The sequence below is a fragment of the Tolypothrix sp. PCC 7712 genome, from assembly GCF_025860405.1.
In the GTDB taxonomy this organism is placed as follows: Bacteria; Cyanobacteriota; Cyanobacteriia; order Cyanobacteriales; family Nostocaceae; genus Aulosira; species Aulosira diplosiphon.
In genome coordinates this window covers 2071223-2093214 of record NZ_CP063785.1, presented here as the reverse complement: position 1 = coordinate 2093214, position 21992 = coordinate 2071223, and the positions used below count along the sequence as shown (strand labels likewise).

Annotated in this window: 19 protein-coding genes; 7 read left to right on the top strand and 12 right to left on the bottom strand. The window is 40.7% G+C overall.

Annotation, left to right across the window (positions count from 1 at the left end; translation table 11 throughout):
* Nucleotides 1-107: 107 nt before the first annotated feature.
* The gene (locus HGR01_RS08465; RefSeq protein WP_045869540.1) at nucleotides 108-785 is read right to left on the bottom strand and encodes a LuxR C-terminal-related transcriptional regulator; all 678 of its coding nucleotides are present in this window, start codon (nucleotides 783-785) and stop codon (nucleotides 108-110) included.
* Between the two features lie 102 nt (nucleotides 786-887).
* On the opposite strand from HGR01_RS08465, the gene HGR01_RS08460 reads away from it, so the two are divergent.
* Complete coding sequence (locus HGR01_RS08460) at nucleotides 888-1547, top strand: DUF3386 domain-containing protein (RefSeq protein ID WP_045869701.1); 660 nt, start codon at nucleotides 888-890, stop codon at nucleotides 1545-1547.
* Between the two features lie 36 nt (nucleotides 1548-1583).
* Here HGR01_RS08460 and HGR01_RS08455 read toward each other — a convergent pair whose 3' ends face one another.
* Together HGR01_RS08455 and HGR01_RS08450 are read right to left on the bottom strand one after the other, a co-directional pair.
* Complete coding sequence (locus HGR01_RS08455) at nucleotides 1584-2681, bottom strand: DUF433 domain-containing protein (RefSeq protein WP_063749819.1); 1098 nt, start codon at nucleotides 2679-2681, stop codon at nucleotides 1584-1586.
* Nucleotides 2682-2778: 97 nt separating this feature from the next.
* Entirely contained in the window at nucleotides 2779-2982 is a 204-nt protein-coding gene (locus HGR01_RS08450) for a deaminase domain-containing protein (RefSeq protein WP_228045604.1), read from the bottom strand.
* A gap of 400 nt (nucleotides 2983-3382) precedes the next feature.
* On the opposite strand from HGR01_RS08450, the gene HGR01_RS08445 reads away from it, so the two are divergent.
* Entirely contained in the window at nucleotides 3383-5305 is a 1923-nt protein-coding gene (locus HGR01_RS08445; protein WP_045869542.1) for a GTPase family protein, read from the top strand.
* Nucleotides 5306-5706: 401 nt separating this feature from the next.
* Here the strand turns inward: HGR01_RS08445 and HGR01_RS08440 are convergent, their stop codons facing one another.
* Nucleotides 5707-7194, bottom strand: a complete 1488-nt coding sequence (locus HGR01_RS08440; RefSeq protein ID WP_045869543.1) for a TM0106 family RecB-like putative nuclease — start codon at nucleotides 7192-7194, stop codon at nucleotides 5707-5709.
* Nucleotides 7195-7367: 173 nt separating this feature from the next.
* Here HGR01_RS08440 and HGR01_RS08435 point away from each other — a divergent pair, with 173 nt between their 5' ends.
* Nucleotides 7368-8543: an aminotransferase class V-fold PLP-dependent enzyme gene (locus tag HGR01_RS08435; protein ID WP_045869544.1), complete on the top strand. Its 1176-nt coding sequence runs from the start codon at nucleotides 7368-7370 to the stop codon at nucleotides 8541-8543.
* 144 nt (nucleotides 8544-8687) lie between these two features.
* Here the strand turns inward: HGR01_RS08435 and HGR01_RS08430 are convergent, their stop codons facing one another.
* From HGR01_RS08430 to HGR01_RS08420, 3 genes are all read right to left on the bottom strand, one after another.
* On the bottom strand, nucleotides 8688-9047 hold the full coding sequence (locus HGR01_RS08430) for a hypothetical protein (RefSeq protein WP_045869545.1): 360 nt from the start codon (nucleotides 9045-9047) through the stop codon (nucleotides 8688-8690).
* 525 nt (nucleotides 9048-9572) lie between these two features.
* Nucleotides 9573-10292: a response regulator gene (locus HGR01_RS08425; RefSeq protein ID WP_045869546.1), complete on the bottom strand. Its 720-nt coding sequence runs from the start codon at nucleotides 10290-10292 to the stop codon at nucleotides 9573-9575.
* A gap of 533 nt (nucleotides 10293-10825) precedes the next feature.
* On the bottom strand, nucleotides 10826-11329 hold the full coding sequence (locus HGR01_RS08420) for a hypothetical protein (protein ID WP_096622064.1): 504 nt from the start codon (nucleotides 11327-11329) through the stop codon (nucleotides 10826-10828).
* A 430-nt stretch (nucleotides 11330-11759) separates the two neighbouring features.
* On the opposite strand from HGR01_RS08420, the gene HGR01_RS08415 reads away from it, so the two are divergent.
* Nucleotides 11760-12821 (top strand): glutathione S-transferase family protein, encoded by a 1062-nt coding sequence (locus HGR01_RS08415; RefSeq protein ID WP_045869547.1) that lies wholly within the window; start codon nucleotides 11760-11762, stop codon nucleotides 12819-12821.
* Between the two features lie 126 nt (nucleotides 12822-12947).
* On the opposite strand, the gene HGR01_RS08410 is transcribed toward HGR01_RS08415, so the two are convergent.
* Nucleotides 12948-13517, bottom strand: a complete 570-nt coding sequence (locus HGR01_RS08410) for an HdeD family acid-resistance protein (protein WP_045869548.1) — start codon at nucleotides 13515-13517, stop codon at nucleotides 12948-12950.
* Between the two features lie 101 nt (nucleotides 13518-13618).
* Nucleotides 13619-14455: an RNA-guided endonuclease InsQ/TnpB family protein gene (locus tag HGR01_RS08405; protein ID WP_228045605.1), complete on the bottom strand. Its 837-nt coding sequence runs from the start codon at nucleotides 14453-14455 to the stop codon at nucleotides 13619-13621.
* 219 nt (nucleotides 14456-14674) lie between these two features.
* On the opposite strand from HGR01_RS08405, the gene HGR01_RS08400 reads away from it, so the two are divergent.
* Nucleotides 14675-15118, top strand: a complete 444-nt coding sequence (locus tag HGR01_RS08400) for a CAAD domain-containing protein (protein WP_045869549.1) — start codon at nucleotides 14675-14677, stop codon at nucleotides 15116-15118.
* A gap of 112 nt (nucleotides 15119-15230) precedes the next feature.
* On the opposite strand, the gene HGR01_RS08395 is transcribed toward HGR01_RS08400, so the two are convergent.
* Both HGR01_RS08395 and HGR01_RS08390 read right to left on the bottom strand, forming a co-directional pair.
* Nucleotides 15231-15824, bottom strand: a complete 594-nt coding sequence (locus HGR01_RS08395; protein ID WP_045869550.1) for an HPP family protein — start codon at nucleotides 15822-15824, stop codon at nucleotides 15231-15233.
* 529 nt (nucleotides 15825-16353) lie between these two features.
* On the bottom strand, nucleotides 16354-17940 hold the full coding sequence (locus tag HGR01_RS08390; RefSeq protein WP_045869551.1) for a DHA2 family efflux MFS transporter permease subunit: 1587 nt from the start codon (nucleotides 17938-17940) through the stop codon (nucleotides 16354-16356).
* Nucleotides 17941-18062: 122 nt separating this feature from the next.
* Here HGR01_RS08390 and HGR01_RS08385 point away from each other — a divergent pair, with 122 nt between their 5' ends.
* The gene (locus HGR01_RS08385; RefSeq protein WP_309227801.1) at nucleotides 18063-18704 is read left to right on the top strand and encodes a TetR/AcrR family transcriptional regulator; all 642 of its coding nucleotides are present in this window, start codon (nucleotides 18063-18065) and stop codon (nucleotides 18702-18704) included.
* A 301-nt stretch (nucleotides 18705-19005) separates the two neighbouring features.
* Here the strand turns inward: HGR01_RS08385 and patD are convergent, their stop codons facing one another.
* Nucleotides 19006-19362 (bottom strand): heterocyst frequency control protein PatD, encoded by a 357-nt coding sequence (gene patD, locus HGR01_RS08380; protein ID WP_045869552.1) that lies wholly within the window; start codon nucleotides 19360-19362, stop codon nucleotides 19006-19008.
* Nucleotides 19363-19650: 288 nt separating this feature from the next.
* On the opposite strand from patD, the gene HGR01_RS08375 reads away from it, so the two are divergent.
* On the top strand, nucleotides 19651-21927 hold the full coding sequence (locus HGR01_RS08375) for a RelA/SpoT family protein (protein WP_045869553.1): 2277 nt from the start codon (nucleotides 19651-19653) through the stop codon (nucleotides 21925-21927).
* The last annotated feature ends 65 nt before the right edge of the window (nucleotides 21928-21992 follow it).

Below are 21992 nucleotides of genomic sequence, written 5' to 3'. Positions count from 1 at the left end.
CGTAGACGCGTAGCGGTGAAGCAGTGCGTTGGGCGGGTTCCCCGACTTGAAGCAACTGCTGAACCCGGAGGGCTTCCCGCAGGGTATTACGAATTACGAATTACGAACTACGAATTAGAAACTATTGTTGAATGCAGCTTCGCTACCATCTCGCTGCGTGCTGATACCCCAAGCTTACGGAACATTCTTTTTAAAGCTTGCTTGACAGAATTGTGAGTAATCCAAAGCCTAGCGGCGATTTCTGAATTGGTTAAGCCTTGAGCAACTAATTCGGCAATTTCTAACTCGCGCGGTGTAAGTGGATTAGGTACGGAGGATTTGATGGTTTTTGGTTTCGCCCGCAAGGTAGCAAGTTTTGCTGAAATGTGAATACACAAGGCACTTAAATCGGCTAAATCGTTACCGTCAAAAGCTGGGCTACCTTTAGCACGAGCTAAGTTGAGGGTGCCTACAAGACGACCATCGCAGATAATGGGGCCAGTCATCACGTGTTCGTGATCGTGGCGGGGGCAAATATCTTTCCAATCTTCTGGAGATAGGATTAACTGCTCATGAGCAGGTGCATGACGCTCAACTACATAGCGTCCGATGGGATTACCTTGTAGGCAAACTGTGGGAATAGCAGGAACATCAATCTCAGTCTGTGACTGGTCATCTATGAGATTGATACCCCAATGTTGCACGCCAAAATGTTCACCAATTTTATCCATGAGTGCGAGTTTTAGCTCTTGCTCATTACGGACATTGGCGATCGCAGCAAATGCAGCATGAAGAGAATTAGCCATAAGTGTACCCAGTTGGGGACTATGCGGGGCTTAACAATTAACTCTATGCTAATACCAAGCAAAGATAAAACGCTAATATCACTACTGTTTATAGGTGAAACCATGACTGTTACACAAATTTCTGCTCAGGAACTTTTCCGGGCTGCTTATGAAAATCGTTACACTTGGGACAAGGATTTTCCTGGGTACACTGCTGACATCACCTTTAAACATGATGGGCAAGTTACTACAGCTAAAGTCATTGTCAACGCCAACTTGAAGGCGGAAGTATCAGATGTAGAAAATGAAGAAGCCAAGCAAGCGATTCACCATCAAGCTTGGGAAATAGCAATTCACCGCGTCCGTCGTTCCTTTGAAGATACCCACGGCGCAAATAGCTTTAGCTATGGCGGTACAGAGGAAAATGGCGCGGTTGAGATTTTAGTTGGTGGTAAAGCTGAGGGCGATAAATACAAAGTCCGCAACAATGAGGTGAGCCATGTTCATCGTCTCATTCACGGTACTTTTGTGACAATTGACACCTTTAGCAGTCACCAAACTGGTGAGGGTTACTTGTCTCACACCTACGATTCTGTTTACCATGACCCCGCAAGCGGACAACAAAAGGGAGGCAGAAGTGAATTTACTGATGAATACGAAAAAGTAGGTAAATATTTTATCCTCAATCGTCGGGAGATTAAAACCGAGACAGCAGGGGAAATCACAACTCAAGAATTTATCTTCTCTAACATCAAATTGTTAGAACCTGTTGCGGCTGAATAACTTTCACTCCTTGATTTAAAATTAGCGATCGCATTTTTACTGGGTGCGATCGCTTTTATTTTTGTCTATACTCGCAGCCGTTTCAAGTACATTTATGTCACTGGAGTGTGTCTGATATTTAGCTTCTAAATGGTTAAAGTATTCAAAGTCTGCCGCAATTTCTGCGTCGATGAGTTCTTGATTACAATAATAGTAAGTCAGGGCTGCATAAACTTGTGCTAACGTTAGCTGTGGTCTTTGTGCAACAATATCTTCCGGCTTCATACCTGCATTAAAGTCTATTGCAATATTATGAACTGTAATCCTTTGTCCGGCAATTCGCGGGCGACCACCACAAATTCCTGGGTTACTGGCAATTATCTTGCTGAGGTCTGTCATACCTTGCATACCTCTAGCTTCTTTACTAATTAATTGAATTTCCTCTATTAGAGAAAAGCTCAGATCATTGCTGATTTTCTTAATTAAACTATTCTGACGAAATTGAATCTTTTTGTGATTTTGTAAACTTTCTACTACATAAACATTTTCAGGGGGTATTAAGTTGCAACTTGCTCTTACAACATCTAATAGCCACCAATCAAACAAATCACGCCTACCATAAGAACCTGGAAAAATTGCGTAACCTTCTAAGCAATCATATAATATTTCTAAAATTCCTTCTACTGATTGCTCATAATTAATAACCAGAATTGCCTGATAAAAAACGTCTATTGCTTCACTAATTATTTGGGAACTTTCTACCTCTTTATCTGAATATAAATTGCTTTCTCTAAATAAAATATTAATTAATCTATCAATAATATTCTTAGGAATATTCATCTTGCCCTGAATATTATTACGTAGCGATACAGTCAATAAATCAATGATATTTTTTGGTAAAGAATTTCCTGGTTGATAATATTCTAATGTCGGCTGTACTGCTAGAGTTAAGATAAGCGTCATCCAGAGATAGCGAAGGTGAGTAACTGTTTGATCGCTGCTGCGAAGTGCTTGTATAACTTTATTTAAAGTATCTTGAAGCGAAGCTGTTTCCCCTGTTTCTGACTCATATAGCTCTTCGTAATGTTCGTGTTTTATTTTGTTATATAAAACACGTAAATCTTGAGGTATAGAATTATGTAAATGGAATTTCATAGTTAGAGAGTTTCTCAATTTTAATACTTTAATAAATCAATCAATAACTTCAAACTATTTACATATGTAGATACTTATAGAAGAGTTTTAAATTGATTCAGGGAGAATATGGATAGTCCCAAAATACTGTTATCTTGATATTGGGAAATTTTTCCTCAAACTGCCTGAGAACATTGTTACAACTTTCACAAGGTTGTCGTTCCGTATAAAGATATAATTCACCCTCTACTTGAAGATCGTAGTGCATCTCAAGAGCATCTGCAATTGCGGATAAGACTTTGTATTCAGCATCAGTATCCATCAGGCGATTGGTACGTGAGTCAATTGCTGGCTCAAATTGACCGCCTTCTGACTTTGGCTTCGGTTTGGGAATTGGACTCTTATAGTGAGATGTTCCCCCTTTCTGAAAAACTACATTCCCTTGAATATATATTTCAGCAACCGCTACATTATTTGTAATCTTTAAGAATGGCTGATGAAGTATTGGTTTCTTAATATAAGTGGCTCGGATTTGAGCAGCAGATGCTCGTAAATGCTCCTCGATCAGATTTTCATCTCCCTGGAAAATTCTTTTTGGCGTTCTGATAATTTGATGATATTAGTATCCATGATGGATGTTCTTTTAAAGACAATCACCCACAACAATATTATTAGATCGACAATAGCATTATAAGAGTCGTATTCCAGGTAGATATTAGATCATGGTGCGTTTAAAACTGTGGCAATGGGTAGTCCTAGCAGCGCCAATCGCTTTGATTGTGACTTTCTTACTAGTAGCTGCTGGTTCCCAAATTCATGCATGGGGGCTGAGTTGGATTTGGGCTGTGTTTACGCTGATATTTGTGGGCTGGCGTTGGTTGCTAGTTAAATGGACTCGTCCAGAGGTGGAACAATTAGAAGCGGTATTGGCAGAAGTTAACGAGGAATTAGCCGCAACAATAGATTCTAACCAATTACCAGCCGGAAATGACGCTACCACTCAAGCCCAAGCAGTTTTAACGGAAATTTTACAAGCCGCACAAAGCGATCGCCCGATTTGGGAAGATTGGTCAACTTTCTGGATGCGATGTCAAAATTTGGTAGTGGCGATCGCTCATATCTACCATCCTGAGGTTAAATATCCCCTCTTAAATATTTACGTTACCCAAGCTTACGGGTTAATTCGGGGAACAGTTGATGATTTGGATCAATGGATACAAAGGCTATCACCTGCTTTAAATCAGGTGACAGTTGGGCAAGCTTATCAAGCTTATGAAGTTTACCGCAAATTAGAACCATCCGCCCGTAAACTCTGGCAAGCTTGGAATTGGGCGCAATGGCTATTAAATCCGGCGGCGGCTTTTGCTAAAAAAGCTAGTCAGCGTTCTACCAGCCAAGCAAATCAGCAATTGCTGGTGAATTTAAGCCAAATGCTGCGGGAAGCAGCTTTACGGAATTTGTGCAGACAAGCGATCGCACTTTATAGTGGTAGTACTTTACCAACTGCAGAATTTTCCGCCCCAACTACAACCCCCGCATTACCCAAGGCGAAAACTCAAACTCTCCGGGAAATCCTCTCTCAAGCAGAACCAGCTGACGCGGTTGCGGTAAAACCTGTGAATATTCTGCTGGTAGGGCGCACAGGTTCGGGAAAAAGCAGCTTGATAAACACCTTATTTCAATCAGAACTAGCTGCTGTTGATGTGTTACCTAGTACCGATCAAATTCAGAATTATCAATGGCAGACTGACAGTAAAGAAACCCTGACACTTTGGGATACTCCAGGCTATGAACAAGCCAACCGCAGCGATTTTCGCGACTTAGTTTTGGACTATGCAACCAAGGCAGATTTACTATTATTAGTCACCCCTGCGCTAGATCCAGCTTTGCAAATGGATGTGGATTTTCTCAAGGATATGCAGGCGGAAGTTGCAGATTTGCCTGTAATTACTATAGTTACCCAAGTTGATCGTCTGCGTCCCATGCGCGAATGGCAACCCCCCTATGATTGGGAATGGGGCGATCGCCCGAAGGAAATTTCGATTCGGGAAGCTACACAGTATCGGGCGCAATTGTTGGGGGATTTCTCTAAGTTAGTTTTACCTGTGGTAACTAGCGATCGCAAAACCAATCGCGCAGCTTGGGGAATCGAAGCCTTATCTTTAGGATTAGTAGAAGCGATCGCACCTGCAAAACAACTGCGTCTAGCGCGCTTTTTACGTAATTTAGAAGCCCGTACTGTCGCTGCTGCCAAAATAATCGATAATTACACCTTCCAGATGGCGACAACTCAAGGACTGACATCGCTGCTCAAAAGTCCGGTTCTGCAGTTCATTTCTACCCTATCAACTGGATCGCCCACTCTGGCATACTTGCTAGCAGAAAAAATTCCGGTTGAACAGTTACCTGTTGTCATTGGTAAGCTGCAAATGGCTTATGATTTATTTTCACTCTTGAATACAGATAACTCTGGCAAGCCCAGCTTTGATTTACTAGCCCTTTGGCCCTTGCTGTTGGAAAATACAAATACCAGCGATGTCTGGGCTTTTGGTCATGCTTTAGTAGAGTATTGGACTCAAAATCTCACAATTGATCAACTCCGAGACAGGTTTAATTATTATCTCAATGTCCCGGTCGTGAAATAGTGCGATCGCAAACCAACCTAACTCAAGCTTATTTGAGGTAAATAAGGTGGCAATACTGCTCGGTTAAGGATTTTCAACTCTTAATTTGGTTTGGAGAAAAGGTGAAAGGGTAAGGGTTAAATATTAAGAAAGATGTGACTAATGGATAGTCCAGGGGGAGAAGGGGAACTAAATCTCTGGCTCCCTTCTCCCTGTGGGAGAGGGGCTGGGGGTGAGGGCGAAACCTTGCACAAGAGCGGGTTTCACGTTAAGTTGACACGTAGGGGCAATGCCTTGCCCCTACAATCTGTCGTATTCTTTTTTCAAATTGGTTTTAGTTAAACGACTGCGATATTATCATCTAGGTGAAATAGTAAAATTTTAATTACGAATTACGAATTACGAATTAGTAATTATTTAATTTAAGCTGGACGCAAATAGTATTCTTCTAGGAAGAATTTCACGAGCCAGTTTTTGACATTATAGGTAGCACGGCAATCATCTTCGTTATAGCGTTGGATCATTTCCAAAAAATTGCGATCGCCTGTTTCTAACCACTGATCGTACCAGTAAATACATTTAGCACCGCTAGCTTCTTTATCACGCCATTCAAACCCTAACCAACGGGCAATTGCTTTTAGGGCATAGCTTTCAATTGGTAAGGCTACACTTTGAGTTAATTGCTCATACAGATCCACAAACCGATTTAATACCGGGCGTACTGAAGCATAAGGCGTTTGGTACAGTTTTGCTAGCCGCTTAACTGTATCAAATTCGTAGGCGCAAAAATGATAAATTGGTGCTTCGGGATATTGCCCAACTAAATCTAAAAACTGCTGCCAAACTAAGCCTTCGTCTTCTGGTTTTGTGGCTAACAAAGAATAAAATTGTTCTGTGTTAGTTTGCCGATTAACTACCAATACCCCTAATAAATAATCCAAATTTAAATCTGGTTGTGCCTCAATATCAAAGTAAATTTCAATTGGAGCCGTGAAGGTAATATTTTCGATTGGTAGGGTATAAGGTAAGATAAACGGACGATTTTGCACTACCGATTGCGCTTGAATTACCAGTTTGTGTGCAACTTGATTGTCAAAACCAGGCAGATTTTCTAAGACACTGGGGCTAGTACTAGCCAGCGATTCTAAGCTAGTCAGGGAAAGTGATTGCAGTTGAGTATAGCGTAGGGGTGAAACTCCTGGTAACAGTGACAGGTGTTTTTCTGATTGCGCGATCGCATAACATTGACTATGCCAGTGGCAAAGATTGCATTTTTGGCGAGAGATGAATACTTCTGGCCCTTCTTGTGACTCTAGCGCTTGAATTAACTCCGCCAAAATCAACTGCATTTGGGGCGACCATTTCAGTAAATCTACTGGATAAGTAGTTTCTTTAGTACGTAATTTTAGCAGCCCGATTGGGGGTGCAACTCCCTGCACCATCGCCAAAACTTGAGCATGAAATGCAACTCCCACTTGATATTCCTGCTTTGGGCGTTTACCCATTTCCATACTCGCCGGAACATACATCCAATCTCCAAAACGAGATTCTCCAGGATGCTTTACAAGTAAATCTGGGCGACTGAGCAAGGTATATTGTTGATTGTGGGGTTCTCTATCTTCCCACTGGTCGTAATTGACTAACAATATACCTCGATGAATGTAGTCAACACCACGCTGCATTAATTCTAAGGTTGCCGCTTGCCCCGCTTTCAAATTTCCTTGAGGATATTCTGGCCGCTCATAAGCCAAGTTAGCCAAGATATTCTTTTGATAAGCGATTTTGTCTTGTTGGAGTTTTAGCAGCAACTCATTGGGAGTATCTCGCTGGCTTTTATCACCGTGACTATCTAAAAAAGGGCGGCGCTTACAGCGTTGATATTGCAGTAACAGATCGGCATTAATTAACATTCCTTTAAGCTAACAAGAATTCCTATTTTCTGTAAGTCTGTCAAATAACTATAATTCCTTTGGGTGGCGTGCAATGATGCACAACGATTAATCATGTATGTAAATCTTAGGCTAATCTGTTGCTTCCCAGTATAAAGCAGTTATTTTTGCTAGTTTAATCCAAAATCTTGATTATGAGTCTTTCTGACCTACAACAAAGTTTGCATCGCCATCGAGAACAATTTCCGGCTTTAGCAAATAAGACTTATTTCAATTATGGCGGTCAAGGGCCAATGCCCCTTGCAGCAATCAAGGCGATTTCTGAAAATCAAATGCACATCCAACAGCTAGGCCCTTTTGGAAATGAGGTGGGACGCTGGATTGGCAAAATTATTCAAGCCACAAAAGCTGCGATCGCATCTGAGTTGAATGTACCACCATCAACCATCACTCTTACAGAAAATGTCACTGTGGGTTGCAATATTGCGATGTGGGGTATTGAGTGGCAAACTGGCGACCATATATTACTATCTGATTGTGAACATCAGGGGATAATTGCGATCGCCCAGGAAATTGGGCGTAGATTTAATGTGGAAGTTACCACTTGTCCTCTAATGGATACTTTAAACGTAGGCGACCCTGTAGAAGTTATCTCCCAAAATTTACGCCCAAATACCCGCCTTGTAGTTTTAAGTCACATCCTCTGGAACACGGGTCAACTTTTACCCCTAGACAAAATTGCTGAATTATGCAGAAATAACAATTCCTTACTTTTAGTTGATGCTGCCCAGTCTGTTGGGGCTATGCCTTTAAATTTAACCCAATTGGGAGTAGATTTTTATGCTTTTACAGGTCACAAGTGGTTATGTGGCCCGGCTGGTGTGGGTGGGTTGTATGTGCGTCCAGAAGTTCAAGCCAATTTACAACCCACCTTTGTAGGCTGGCGTAGCGTTGTGATTGATGAGCGCAGTAAGCCTGTAGATTGGGAGAAAAGTGGACAACGTTACGAAGTAGCAACATCAGATTATCCATTGTACGTTGCCTTACAGGAAGCGATCGCCATTCATCAGCAATGGGGAACACCAGAAGAACGTTATCAACAAATTTGCCATAACAGCGAATATCTGTGGCGTAAGTTATCAGCGTTACCCAATATCAAATGTTTGCGAACTTCATCACCTGAAAGCGGTTTAATTTCATTTCAACTAGCTAATCAACTATCTCAAACTACCTCAGAAGTCGTGCAACTTTTAGAATCACAAAAAATATTCACCCGCAAAATTGCCGACCCCAACTGTGTACGCGCTTGCGTTCATTACTTTACTTTAGAATCAGAAATCGACCAATTAGTTGAGGCGTTGCGAGAGTAGGTATGAGGAGTTGGGGATTAGGGACTGGGGATTGGGTAAAAGGAAAATAGAAAAATAACTTTTGAATTTTAATTACAGACGCGATTAATTGCGTCTATTGCAACTTTTGAATTTTATCCCTTGATCCCTACCCCTTAACTCTCCTTATTGGCTATTACCAAAATCAAACTGTACTTGCGTTCCGTCATTACCGTTAAAAGACTGAACAGGAACGAAGAAAACAGAACTGTTAGGTGCTGATAAGGCTTCTTGAAGCTGCAAACCTTCAGAGAGTTTATTATTTACTTGATTTTGATTGGAAACAGTTGCGGGATTTTGTTGCTCAAAAAAACTGTTAAAGTCTTGTTGAGCATTTCGATTATTAATTCCGGTTAAAGAATCACCAGTGATTGAATATGAGTCGATATTTTGGTTTGATGCTCCTGATGATTGTGCTTGAGCCGGGTTTCCTATGCTTGCAAAAGCTGTCATTATTGCCAATAAAGCAAAAATTCTAGCGCTCATAAGTTTCCCCCAATTCTCTGTAGATTGATTGGTAATTTCGCTGCATTATAGCGTTTCTCAGCTTGATTATAAATTAACCTTTACAATTAATTGTAATCACATATACTTAATAAATAATTAATTTTTGAATTATTGTAAATCAAAACAATACATTAAATTGAAAATGAATTTTATTTTGCAAAGCTCGTAACCGGATAAAATAGATAAAAATCAATAATAATTTACTTTTAATCCTAATTTTATCTATGCAAATATGAGATTTATACCACCAAAATCAAGGAGAATTCATCTATAGAACTTATATTTTATTTTTGAAGTTCACGTAGGATGCGTTAGCGACAGCGTAACGCATCAGCGCTAACTTAAATTTTAGATGACAGGACTGATTCATCAAAGAAAAAAGGGTAAAGGTGTTTTCCTTTTACCCTTTTTGCTGACTGTGTTCTGATAGAGGAGGGGTTTATTGGCTCAGATTTGGAAACTTACTTTGTTAAACAACTTGTAGCGAATATTGCAAAGTAAAAACTAGCTAACTAATCCTGCACGCAATGCACGAACTGCAACCTGAGTTCTATCACTCACTGAAAGCTTGTTTAAAATATTACGAACGTGAGTTTTAACTGTACCTACTGTAATGTAAAGTTGCTCGGCAATTTGAGCATTACTGCAACCGTCAACAATTAACCTTAATACATCTAATTCCCGTGTAGTTAAAGGATAAGCTAGTAAAAATTCGCTTTCTTCTGGTGATAAAGAGTTAATCGTCACAGTTGAAGATTTAGAGCCAGCGTTTGGTTCATCATAAGCACTATTACTTTGCTGTAAAACAATCCGAGCAATCGCAGGATCAATCCAAGAATTACCTTCATGAGTAACTCGAATTGCATCAGCTAATTTTTCAATGCTGGCATCTTTCATATAATAAGAATCTGCACCAGCTGCAAAAGCGGCTAAAACAGTATCCTCACTATCATTCATTGTTAAAATTAAAATTTTAGTTGGCAGAGGTGAATCCGCATCTTCAGAATCTTTGAAGATTTGCGTTAATTCAACTCCACTCATATCTGGTAAGCCTACATCTACTATTGCTACATCTGGTTGCAGAGAATTCAGTAGCTTCAAACCTGAATTTGCATTTTTAGCCTCACCAATTACTTCTATTCCTTCTTGTTGTTTTAAAGCAGTACGCATACCCATACGGGTTAGATCATGGTCTTCAATTAAAACTACACGAATTGTATCCATCATTAAGCCTCAGGTTTTTTCTAATTTTCAGTAATTAGAGGTAACTAAAATCTGCTTTTCGGCAGGTTATCTCTGCTATTGAAGAAAATTGTAAGGCTTGAGAAAGATTTCAGTCTATCCGTCAGAGGAATTGTTTGTTTCAATGAAATTACTTTCTTGCGAAGAATCTGTCATCATTCGGAAGAAAGCTGGTAAAGTTTGAATATCTAGACTAAAGATTTTTTATGATCTATCTATTGGTAGATGATTTTGAACAATCAGGCTGTCGATAAGAGTAGATTTCAAATCCAGAGACAGCCTTGAACCAAGCAACCGCAGTCCTAATATGCAGGTTTGCTTGACATCAAAACTAATTGAATAGCGTATTGATAGATGTGGTGATTGATTTTGAATTGTTCAACCATCATAAGTCTTGACTCTTATGGGCTTCCAAAAAATGAATAATCAAATATACTCCGAGAATATTTTCATTATCCTCCCTGCTGCCTGCTCCCTACCAAAAAGCGATAATATATTTTTTAGTTAGAAGTCTCTTATTGCACGACTCTTATAGACTGAGCGATTATCGCAGGTCTATTTATATATGATGTATAGTATTTGTCTTGTAAATTTAAATTAAACTCTCGCTCAATTTGAGGAATTTTAAAATTGCGAACTTGTCCTGTAACTTGAATTTTTCTATTGCGATTAGCAGGTAAATCAAAAGGAACCCCTGAAGCATTAACTATTAAAAGCGGTTCTTGAATAATTCCCGGCTGATCATTAACGGTGAAGGAGGTTATACCTACTTGCTGTACTGGTTGGCTTCTAATTGTGACATTTTTTCCCACAAATTTATCTGTATCATTAAGTACTTCTGATGTTTGGGTAACACGATTCACATTATTAGTATCAGGCTCATCAACATTACCGAATCTGACCATTCCAGCTATCAACACTAAAGAAAATAGTAGTAGTGCATCCTGAAACTTCAAACTACGTGGGGTATTTTGGGCGTTACTATCGCGTTCCGAATGCTCTTTACTTAGTATATTCATATAGGAAAACCCTCACATTGATGATAAGTACACAGTAAATAAATATTTGTAAAAACCTGCTATATTATTGAAGTTTAAATACACTCATAGTATTAATTTATGAGCATCTAAAATTATTGAATATTCTTTAATCATTGCCAAAAATAAATTAATATTTGTCCTAAAATTTATTTACTTAAATCATTAAAACAAATTACATTTATATTAAAAAAATCCTATGATATTGCCTTCTGGCTAAAGTGATAAAATTAGTTTTAAATATATATACAATCCGACACAAGACTATAGACAGAGCGAAATCTATCCAATGCTATAGATATAGTGATTCAGCAATGCAAAAATTACCAATACCGAAATAACCAAGTAGACTCTGGAAAATCCAAAGCTTGGTATTTTATAAAATCCCTTTAGGTTACCTTAATCATTAACTATGACTGATGTACAAAATCCCCCAACCGATTTTCCTCGCACTCAAAAGAAGGGAAAATCATTACCACCCAAGCTAATTATCAAGCTGGGTAAGTTTGTTTGGTCAACAATGTGGCATACGATGATGTCAAAGATTGCTCCTCGAAGTAAATCGGGGGAGTATATTCGTCCTCATAGTCAGTTTAGAAATTTTATTAGCACAGATAAAGATAGCCTCTACCCACCAGCAGCAGGACGTTATCATCTTTATGTGGGAATGAGTTGTCCTTGGGCACATCGTACCCTGATTGTGCGCGCACTCAAAGGACTTGAAGATATTATTTCCGTTACTGTCGTTTATCCTTCCCCCATCGCAGGCGGTTGGGTGTTTAATGAAGAGGAACAAGGTTGCGCTAGCTTGGCTCAATTTTATGCAGCTGCTCAACCTGGCTACAGTGGACGCGCTACAGTTCCTGTATTATGGGACAAACAAACTAAGACTATCGTTAATAACGAGAGTGCAGAAATTATTGTGATGCTGAACTCCGAATTGAACGAGTTCGCTAAGAATCCAACTATAGATTTGTATCCAGAAAATCTCAAAGAGAAAATTGATTGGTGGAATGAGAAAATTTATCAAAGTGTAAATAACGGTGTATATCGCTGTGGTTTTGCTCAAACTCAAGCAGCTTACAATCAAGCTTGTGATGAATTATTTACAACTTTGGATGAAATTGAAGCAGCACTACAAACAAGTCGTTACCTCTGCGGAAACCAAGTCACGCTGGCTGATGTGCGCTTGTTCACTACTTTATTCCGCTTTGATGTTGCTTACTATGGGTTATTTAAGTGTAACCGCCACAGAATTCAAGATTATCCTAATTTAGGAACTTACTTAAGCGATATATATCAGCTTCCGGGTGTAGCTGATACTTGTAATTTGGAAAGTGTGAAACAAGATTATTATGGGAACCTCTTTCCACTAAATCCTGGTGGAATTATTCCTTCTGGCCCAGATATGGCATATCTACTGAAAGCACATAATCGCGATAAAATTGGCACCGTTGCCAATTTACCAGTCTGAAAAATCAAAAGCGATCGCACTCACTTCAATTAATATCATGCAAATAGTGCGATCGCTTGATTTGAGTGATTTTGGTGGGTGAGTATGAAATTCCGCGCAATGCTCACCCTAGAAGATATCACAGGCTTAAGCCGCTCCTGCAGCTTGGTCAGGGTTATTTAAATTAGAACGATTCCAAGACAGCATCAGCCGGGAAACGCCAGTGAATAGAATGCTAACACCTAGCAGTGTTCCAATTACCCAAGGTGCATCAAATGGCCATTGGAACCAAATCATGGCACCTAATACTAATGTGATAATCCCGTCACCTAAAACCCATGTCCAATTTTGTTGAGGACGCAGTTTAAATGCCAGAATTAACTCGAAAACACCTTCAGTTAACAAGAAGCTACCCAGCAATAGAGTCAATGTGAAAATACCCGTAGAAGGGTAAATCAACAGCATGATACCTGTTGCAATGTAAAGTACGCCTAACAGTAGTTTCCAAAGAAAGCCACCTGACTGGCGGGTGTTATATGCGTAGAACAGTTTGGCAAATCCAGCAGAAGCCAAAATGATTGCTACCCAAGTTTCTGCAAAAATTGTGGATACAGTAGGCACTGCGATCGCAATTACCCCTAAAACAATCAAGAGAATGCCGGTTAATAGCGACTTATTATCAATCTTGTTGATATCACTAGAAACATTCGCTGCCATAGAAATTTTTCCCTAATACCTTTATTCAACTCTGAATTTAGGCTAAGGAATTTTTGCCTACCAAGGCATCACCCTAAGGTAGACTCTTGACACTCCCCCGTTTATAAAACGGGGGATTCTTGGGTCACAAGGGAGTTATTACTTAACCCCTCGCCAAGCATCTTGACCGTATGCCCTACGGCTGCAAGTCCACGCTGCATCACCACCATAGCGGCGGCAACGTCGCGGTCTGTTTGAAATCCACATTCACCACAGCGATGTACTCGCTCGGATAAGTCTTTCTTAGCTGTATGGTGGTTGCAATTGGGGCAGGTTTGGCTTGTACCGTCTGGATTGACCTTGGCAAAGTACACCCCGCGCTTCCAACACACCCACTCTAAGATTGAAAGAAACTCACCAAAACCAGCATCTAAGGTATGTTTTGAAAACATACCTTTAGCCCACGCTTGAAAATTCAAATCCTCTGCAAATATCATTCCACCTTGGTCACACAGATAATGTGCCAACTTGAAATGAAAATCTTTACGAGTGTTGTGAATGTGTTCATGCAGTCGAGACACCTTCCGTTGAGCCTTTCGCCAGTTATTTGACCCCAATTTCTTGTGACTAACTCTTTGTTGCAGCAATCGCAGCTGGCGTTGGAGATCAACAAAAAATCTTGGTCTAGGGATTTGCTCACCAGCAGAGGTGGCTAAAAAACTTTTTAGCCCCAAGTCGATACCAACTGGTTGACCGTGTGGCGCAAAACTCTTAACATCAACATCCGCTTGCAGTGTCAGCATTACATACCATCCTGAAGCTTTCTTCACCACTTGGGCTTGTTTCGCAACAAACCCATCTGGGATAGGTCGAGATAATTGCATTTTCACCCATCCGATACCAGGAAGTTTGACTCTGCTACCTTGAGTTGGACTAACGCCTAGACGTATGAGGTACAAAACTTATTGGTTTTGTACCTCATACTTGGGGGCTTTACGCATCACGACTCGTAAGTATTAATTTCAATGCATAACACCTCATATTTAGCCATAGTCGGCAAAGAATAATTTTATAACTTTTGAGGGGCAAAATATATTCCATTGGTTGATGCAAAACAGACTAAAAACTGCCGGAATGGTAATATCACATCCGAAAATGAACAATTTCTCTAAAAAACTATGCAAACTCAAGTACAACCACCAAGATATGTTGAGCCTCCTTATACAAGCGATAAGACAACAATTTACAATTCCTCAGCAGCAACTTTGTCAACAGTAGCTAGCGAGGCTCAATCTGAAAAACAAGGTACAGAAATAGGTAGAAAAACTGCGGAATTTTTGGAAAGGTTACCGAAAAATGTAGCTAATTTCGTTAATGAATATAATTTTCTTGTCATTAGCTTTGCTGTACTTGTGGCGACAGTAATTTTCCTCACAATGTTAGTAGCCATTACAGATGCTATTGATGATATTCCATTCCTGGCTTCATTTTTTCAATTGATTGGCTTTAGCTATGTCATCTGGTTTGTCTCCCGCTATTTCTTAAAAGCTTCAACTCGCCAAGAGTTAGCAGGAGAAGTTGATTCAGCTAAAGAGCAAATTACAGACAGCAATGCTTCTTAATGGCATCACAGGCTGAATACACTGAATTTTAATTGCGATCGCTCTTTTAATCTACACATAAAAAGTTTGGCGTTGCCGAATCCCACTCACGGAGAGACAGCAACGCCAACTTTTAGAACCAATACTTAGGATATGTTCGCTCATGTGCCAAATTATTGAATACCACGGCGCAGAGAACCAAAATTATCGAACCTTCTAAGGCGGGAGTTAAAAGAAATTGCCAGGATGCTTTCGTCATCATCACAACTAATGCAACTGCACCAGAAGGCGGATGTAAGGTTGCAGTAAGTTGCATCATCCCAATAGCTGTAGCTACAGCCATTCCCATAGCCCAAGGTTCTGAACCGAAAAGATGCAGAATAGTCAGACTAACTAATGCTGCTACAAAATTACCACCAATTACATTCCGAGGTTGGGCTAAAGGACTGTCAGGTATACCAAAGATTAATACGCTTGTCGCACCAAAGGGAGCCATCAACAAAGGAGAATTCATTTTTATCGAAAGGTAAGCTGTTGCTGCTATGCCAATAAAACTGCCGCACCAACTCCAAAAAATGTGTTTGTGGTGAGGTCTATCTAAAGCATATGAACGTCTAGTTCCACGTATTTTAAAGCAGTAATTTTTCCATTTATCTTGAACATATTCATAATTAAATCTGCTTAAATATGTTGAAGAAAGCCGTCCTTTGGGTAAATAACCTTTCATAAATTCCTACAGCAACTACAACTAAAAATCCTGAAAACAAAAAAATTCCCTGTATTTACTGACTAAGCTCATCTTGATCAGCAACTTAGCTAAAAAAATACCTAAACTCTGTCAAGAGATAGAATTTTAAATTAGTGTTATTAGCTAAAATTCCCATCTGAAGAACTGAAATTTTTTGCTCTAAATCAGCATTTTGAGCAGTAATAAATTGAAATTCATTGATTAAAAAAATTTAATTGTTCTCAAATGTCATGAAACCTTGACATATAAGATCCAAAATATACTCTCAACCTGAACAAGGAAATAGATGAATTATATAAATAAGTAATAGTGCTTATAAGATTTGTTTATATTGATATGGGGCATAGGGCATAGGGCATGGGGCATGGGGAATGGGGCATAGGGCATGGGGCATGGGGAAAAAGTTTCTAATGCCCCATGCAACGTGTCAGCTCTTCCTCTCCATCCTCCTCTGCTTTCTCTGCTCCCTCTGCTGTCTTCATCTACTATTTTTCAAAGCAACTCGCGCTCAATGTACTGGTGCTTTTGCTCCTGCGCCACCTTTGCCTAAAAAGAGTAATAAAGGCAATGAGCAAAGAAACGCCACTCCCACAACTCGAAAGATATCTGCAAAAGACAACACCGCTGCTTGAATATCTACTGTTTGGCTTAGTAAAGCCAATGCTTGTTGATGGGCTGTTGTTGCATCCATACCTTGGTTTTGCATTGCTGCGGTAAGCAAGTCAAGGCGTTGATTGGTTTCTGGACTGTAAGGGCTAAGGTGAGATAAAAGCATAGCGCGATGAAACGCTTCTCTTTTATCTAGCAGGGTGGTGAGTATAGCAATGCCGATGCTACCACCAAGCTGCCGGGTGAGGTTGTAAAAGCCAGAACCAGCAGAAATATCTTTTTTGGGAAGTGAGCCTAAAGTTGCCAAACTTAAGGGGAGAAACATTAAGACTGTAAAGGCTCCACGCCATACCAAGGGCCAAAATAAATCATCAGCTCCCGTTTGGGAAGTGAGCTTTGATAAATCAAACATCACCATAGCTGTACCCACACCACCGATCGCAATTAAAATTCTGGCATCGACTTTGGTAGATAATTTACCTAACATCACCATGACAATTGCTGATGCTAACGCCCCAGGTGCTAGTAAAAGTCCCGTTTGGGTGGCGGTAAAATGCAGGATACTCTGGGCAAAAATTGGTACAGCAAATAATGCGCCATATAACCCCATCCCCACAATTGCAGATAGAAAGCTTCCCGCAGCTAAGGAACGGTGACGCAGCACTCTTAAATCCACCGCCGGATGAGGTGTTTTCAGTTCTCGCCAAATAAACAGCACCAATCCTAAAATGCTGGCAATAGCTAAGGTGGTAATAAAACCGGAAGAAAACCAATCCTCTTGTTCCCCTTCTTCTAAAAAGGTTTGCATACAGCCAATCGCAACCACCAACAACCCGATCCCCAACCAATCGACGGCTTGGTTTTTTGCTTCACTTTTACCTTTATCCTGCGGTAAAAACATTGAAGACATCACTACTGCCAAAATCCCAAAGGGAATATTAATAAAGAAAATCCAACGCCAACCCAAAGCATCGGTGAGGTAGCCTCCCAAAGTCGGGCCAATTGCTGGGCCAGAAATTACTCCTACCCCAAACACGGCTTGCGCTAAACCTTGTTCGGCGGGAGGAAAGGTTTCAAATAAAATAGCTTGAGCTTTTGCTAATAATCCCCCACCAAATAATCCTTGAGCAATGCGGGAGACAATTAGCATGGGCAGATTTACTGATAGCCCACAAATAACAGAGGCGACAGTAAAGCCAATCAACGAAAATATAAAGTAACTTTTTTTACCAAAATAATCACCCAACCAAGCAGATAACGGAATTAAAACAACGTTGGCGATCGCATATCCGGTGACTACCCAGCCTATTTCGCTCACCGTAGCCCCTAAACTGGCTTGCATGGAAGTCAGCGCCACATTGACAATGCTGGTGTCAATCACCTCTAGAATCGCACCCAGAGACGCAGAAAAGGCGATCGCCCACTTCAGAGGCCCTTGAACATAACCAGCTTGGTTAAAATTAGAACTTTTAATATTGGTAGCCATATTGGGGATTGAGCATTGGTATTGGGTAATGGGTAATGGGAACACCAAACCCCTAACACAATCATATACGCTACGGTAGCGTATCGTATATGATTACTCAAGGCGGCGGAAAGTAAAGAAATTTGCTGAAAATTGCCAAGATGGTCGGGTTTAGTCAAGATGTTGGTATGAGTAAGCGAATTAATAGCCCATCTGGACGACCACGTAGCATTCAAGCTAATCAAGCGATTCTGCAGGCAACTCTTGACCTACTGGCGGAAGTAGGGTATCAGAGCATGAGCATAGAAGCGATCGCATCTCGTGCTGGAGTTGGCAAGACAACTATCTATCGACGTTATACTTCTAAAGAAGAACTAGTTGCAGATGCGATCGAAAGCTTAAGAGCAGATGTAGCGATCCCAGATACAGGTACCTTCTGGGGAGATATGGATATCCTGATTGATAATGCCGCGAAAAAAATCTTGAGTCCTCTGGGTCGTCAGACACTTGCTTTAATTATCAGTACAGCCTCAAGCAATCCGCAATTTGCCCAAGTCTACTGGACAAAATACATAATGCCGCGCCGCGAGGCTTTTGCCCAAATTCTGCAACGAGCCAAATCTAGAGGCGAAATTCAGCCAGATGCAGATGTAGATCTCATCACCGACCTCGTCAGTGGGTCACTCTATTATGCACTGATATTTAAACCCACAGCAGAGCCAGTAGATACCTATATGCATCGCACTATAACTCTGTTGCTTCAAGGCATAGGGCATAGGGCATAGGGCATGGGGCATTGGGTAATTGGTAATTCAATTTTGGATTTTGGATTTGCAATTTTGGATTGGCTTTCAATCTAAAATCCGTCTTGGAAAGTTTGCTCAACGGGGGGAACCCCCGCACGCAACTTTCCGCAAAATCTAAAATCTAAAATTCCTTGTCCCCAGTCCCCAGTCCCCGATCCCCACTCCCCCAATACCAATGCTCAATCGTGAAATTTACGGAGTTTACAACTTGTTGTCAAAATAGCTGTCAACTGGAAGTCAGAGGTGGGATGATAAATAAACTAGATCACAAGGAAATTGATCATGATTTTTCCTCTGTATCTTCTGGTCGCAGGATAGTATCACAATATTGGATGAGAGTTGTCAAGCGATCGCTAATGGTTTGCAGCCTGGCTTGTGCAGTTGATACCTGCCTTGCTCCTTGGAAAAACATTATGTCAATTTCCAATAGGCGCAACTGCTTGCCAATCTCTGTCCGATAAGACTGCTCTCGCGAATTCAGTTCAGGTAAAGGTAGAATCTGCTGCCCAAACAATTGATTTAAGGAGGCTAAACGCTCTCGCAGTTTGCTTGCATCTAGTGTGGTCTTATTGGCATCGGAGCGGAATTGCTCTAACAAATTTGCCAAGTCCTGATATTTCTCTTGATTTAGAGACATCCAGTGGTAGTTAAGATAGTATTAATGTCAAGTAATTTTTCTACAATAATCTTTCTTCAGCTCTTTTTAGAACAAGAAGCCTCAAGTCACGCTTTGAGGCTTCGTTTGCCAGAAATATATAGGAATTATGTAACTTAAAGCTCTCACTTGATGATTATCATTGAAAATTATTAATCATCTTCTCAAGGTTTTTTGTACCGGCCTTTGGCATTAGCATTTTCCTGCGGCGATGCTGTTAGTTTGCTCCTCTCTAAACCCTATCCACAGATCACCTTTAGTTCTCTTTGTATGAGTACCATAGTTCTCAATTCTTCCATTGATGTTCCTCTTCCGGAGTGGCTCAAAAAATGTTTAAAAGAGTCATACAGAAATGGTGGCGTAGCGGAAGACGATCGAAGGCATAATGATACAGTTTTAATTGCTCGAGCATTCCAATTCGCTTATCAACTGCATCAAGGACAATACCGAAAATCGGGAGAACCATATATTTGTCATCCCGTTGCAGTGGCAGGATTACTGCGTGACTTAGGCGGTAGTGCTGATATGATAGCAGCTGGATTTCTCCATGATGTAGTTGAAGATACAGATATTACAATTGAACAAATAGAAGAGCTATTTAGTTCAGATGTACGGCAATTAGTAGAAGGTGTCACCAAACTTTCTAAAATCAATTTCAAAAGCAAAACCGAAAGTCAAGCAGAAAATTTTCGGCGGATGTTTTTAGCAATGGCACAGGATATTCGCGTTATTGTGGTGAAGTTGGCTGACCGTCTGCATAATATGCGAACTCTGCAATTTATGCCAGAGGAAAAACGCCGTCGCATTGCCCAAGAAACCAGAGATATTTTTGCACCCTTAGCTAATCGTTTGGGGATCTGGCACTTTAAATGGGAACTAGAAGATTTATCTTTTAAATATTTAGAACCAGAAGCTTTCCGCGAAATTCAACAGCACGTTTCTGAAAAACGGACATCACGAGAAGAGAAATTAGCGAAGGCTACAGCAACTTTACGCGATCGCCTACAACAAACTGGGATTAAATGTCTTGATATTAGCGGTCGTCCTAAGCATCTTTATAGTATTTACCAGAAGATGCAGCGACAGCAAAAAGAATTTCATGAAATCTATGATTTGGCAGCGCTGCGGATTATCGTTGAGACCAATGAAGAATGCTATCGTGCTTTAGCGGTAGTGCATGATGCCTTTCGCCCAATTCCTGGTAGATTTAAAGATTATATTGGGCTACCAAAACCAAACCGTTATCAGTCATTACATACTGGCGTAATTGGGCTGACTGGTCGTCCCTTAGAAGTGCAAATCCGGACAATGGAAATGCACCATATTGCTGAGTATGGGATTGCTGCCCACTGGAAATATAAAGAAACAGGCAATTCTAATAATAGCCATTTAACAGCTACAGATGAGAAATTTACTTGGTTGCGGCAACTGCTGGAATGGCAAAGTGACTTAAAGGATGCTCAAGAATATCTTGATAGTGTCAAAGATAATTTATTTGAAGATGATGTCTATGTTTTCACCCCCAAAGGTGATGTAATTCCTTTAAGTCCAGGTTCTACCAGTGTTGATTTTGCTTATCGCATTCATACAGAAGTAGGTAACCACTGTGCTGGAGCTAAAGTCAATGGGCGCATGGTACCACTGTCAACGCGGTTGCACAATGGCGATATTGTGGAAGTGATGACGCAAAAGAACAGCCATCCTAGCTTGGATTGGTTAAATTTTGTCAGAACTTCCGCCGCTAAATATCGCATTAAACAATGGTATAAGCGATCGCGCCGGGAAGAAAATGTGGCTCGAGGTCGAGAATTATTAGAAAAAGAACTGGGTAAAACTGGTTTTGAAAGTCTCTTAAAATCAGACGCAATGCACAGCGTGTCTGAAAAATGTAACTACCACAGCGTTGAAGATTTACTTGCAGGTTTGGGTTACGGAGAAATCACCCTGAATTTAGTTCTCAACCGTTGGCGAGAAGTGGTAAAAGCACAACAACCTATGGTTGTTGCACCCCCATATTTACCCAAAGAGTCACCCAGCAACGCCAAAGCTTTGCGAGATGCACCAGCAACCCATTCCCGCGCCAGCGATTCGCCAATTGTTGGGGTAGAAGGTTTGGTGTATCACCTGGCTGGGTGTTGTACCCCCATTCCTGGAGAACCGATTATTGGCGTAGTTACCCGTGGACGCGGCATTTCTATTCATCGCCAAGGGTGTAATAATCTCGAAAGTGTGGAATATGAACGGCTAGTACCAGTAGGGTGGAACAATACTCCAGAACATACTGCACGTCCCCATACTTACCCCGTAAACGTGCAAATTGAAGCACTGGATCGCGTCGGAGTATTAAAAGATATTTTGTCACGTTTAAGCGACCAGGGGATTAACGTTCGCCATGCTCAAGTAAAAACTGCGATCGGACAACCAGCATTAATGGACTTAGGTATAGAAATACGCGATCGCCCACAACTAGAGCAAGTGTTTACCCAAATTAAAAAAATGAGCGACATTCTCAATATACGTCGCGTCGGTCAACTAGAAGATTCGTAGGGGCAATGATGCCCCTATATTATTCAGTAGGTACAGGTAATTAAGAAGTAGGGTGTGTTATGCCG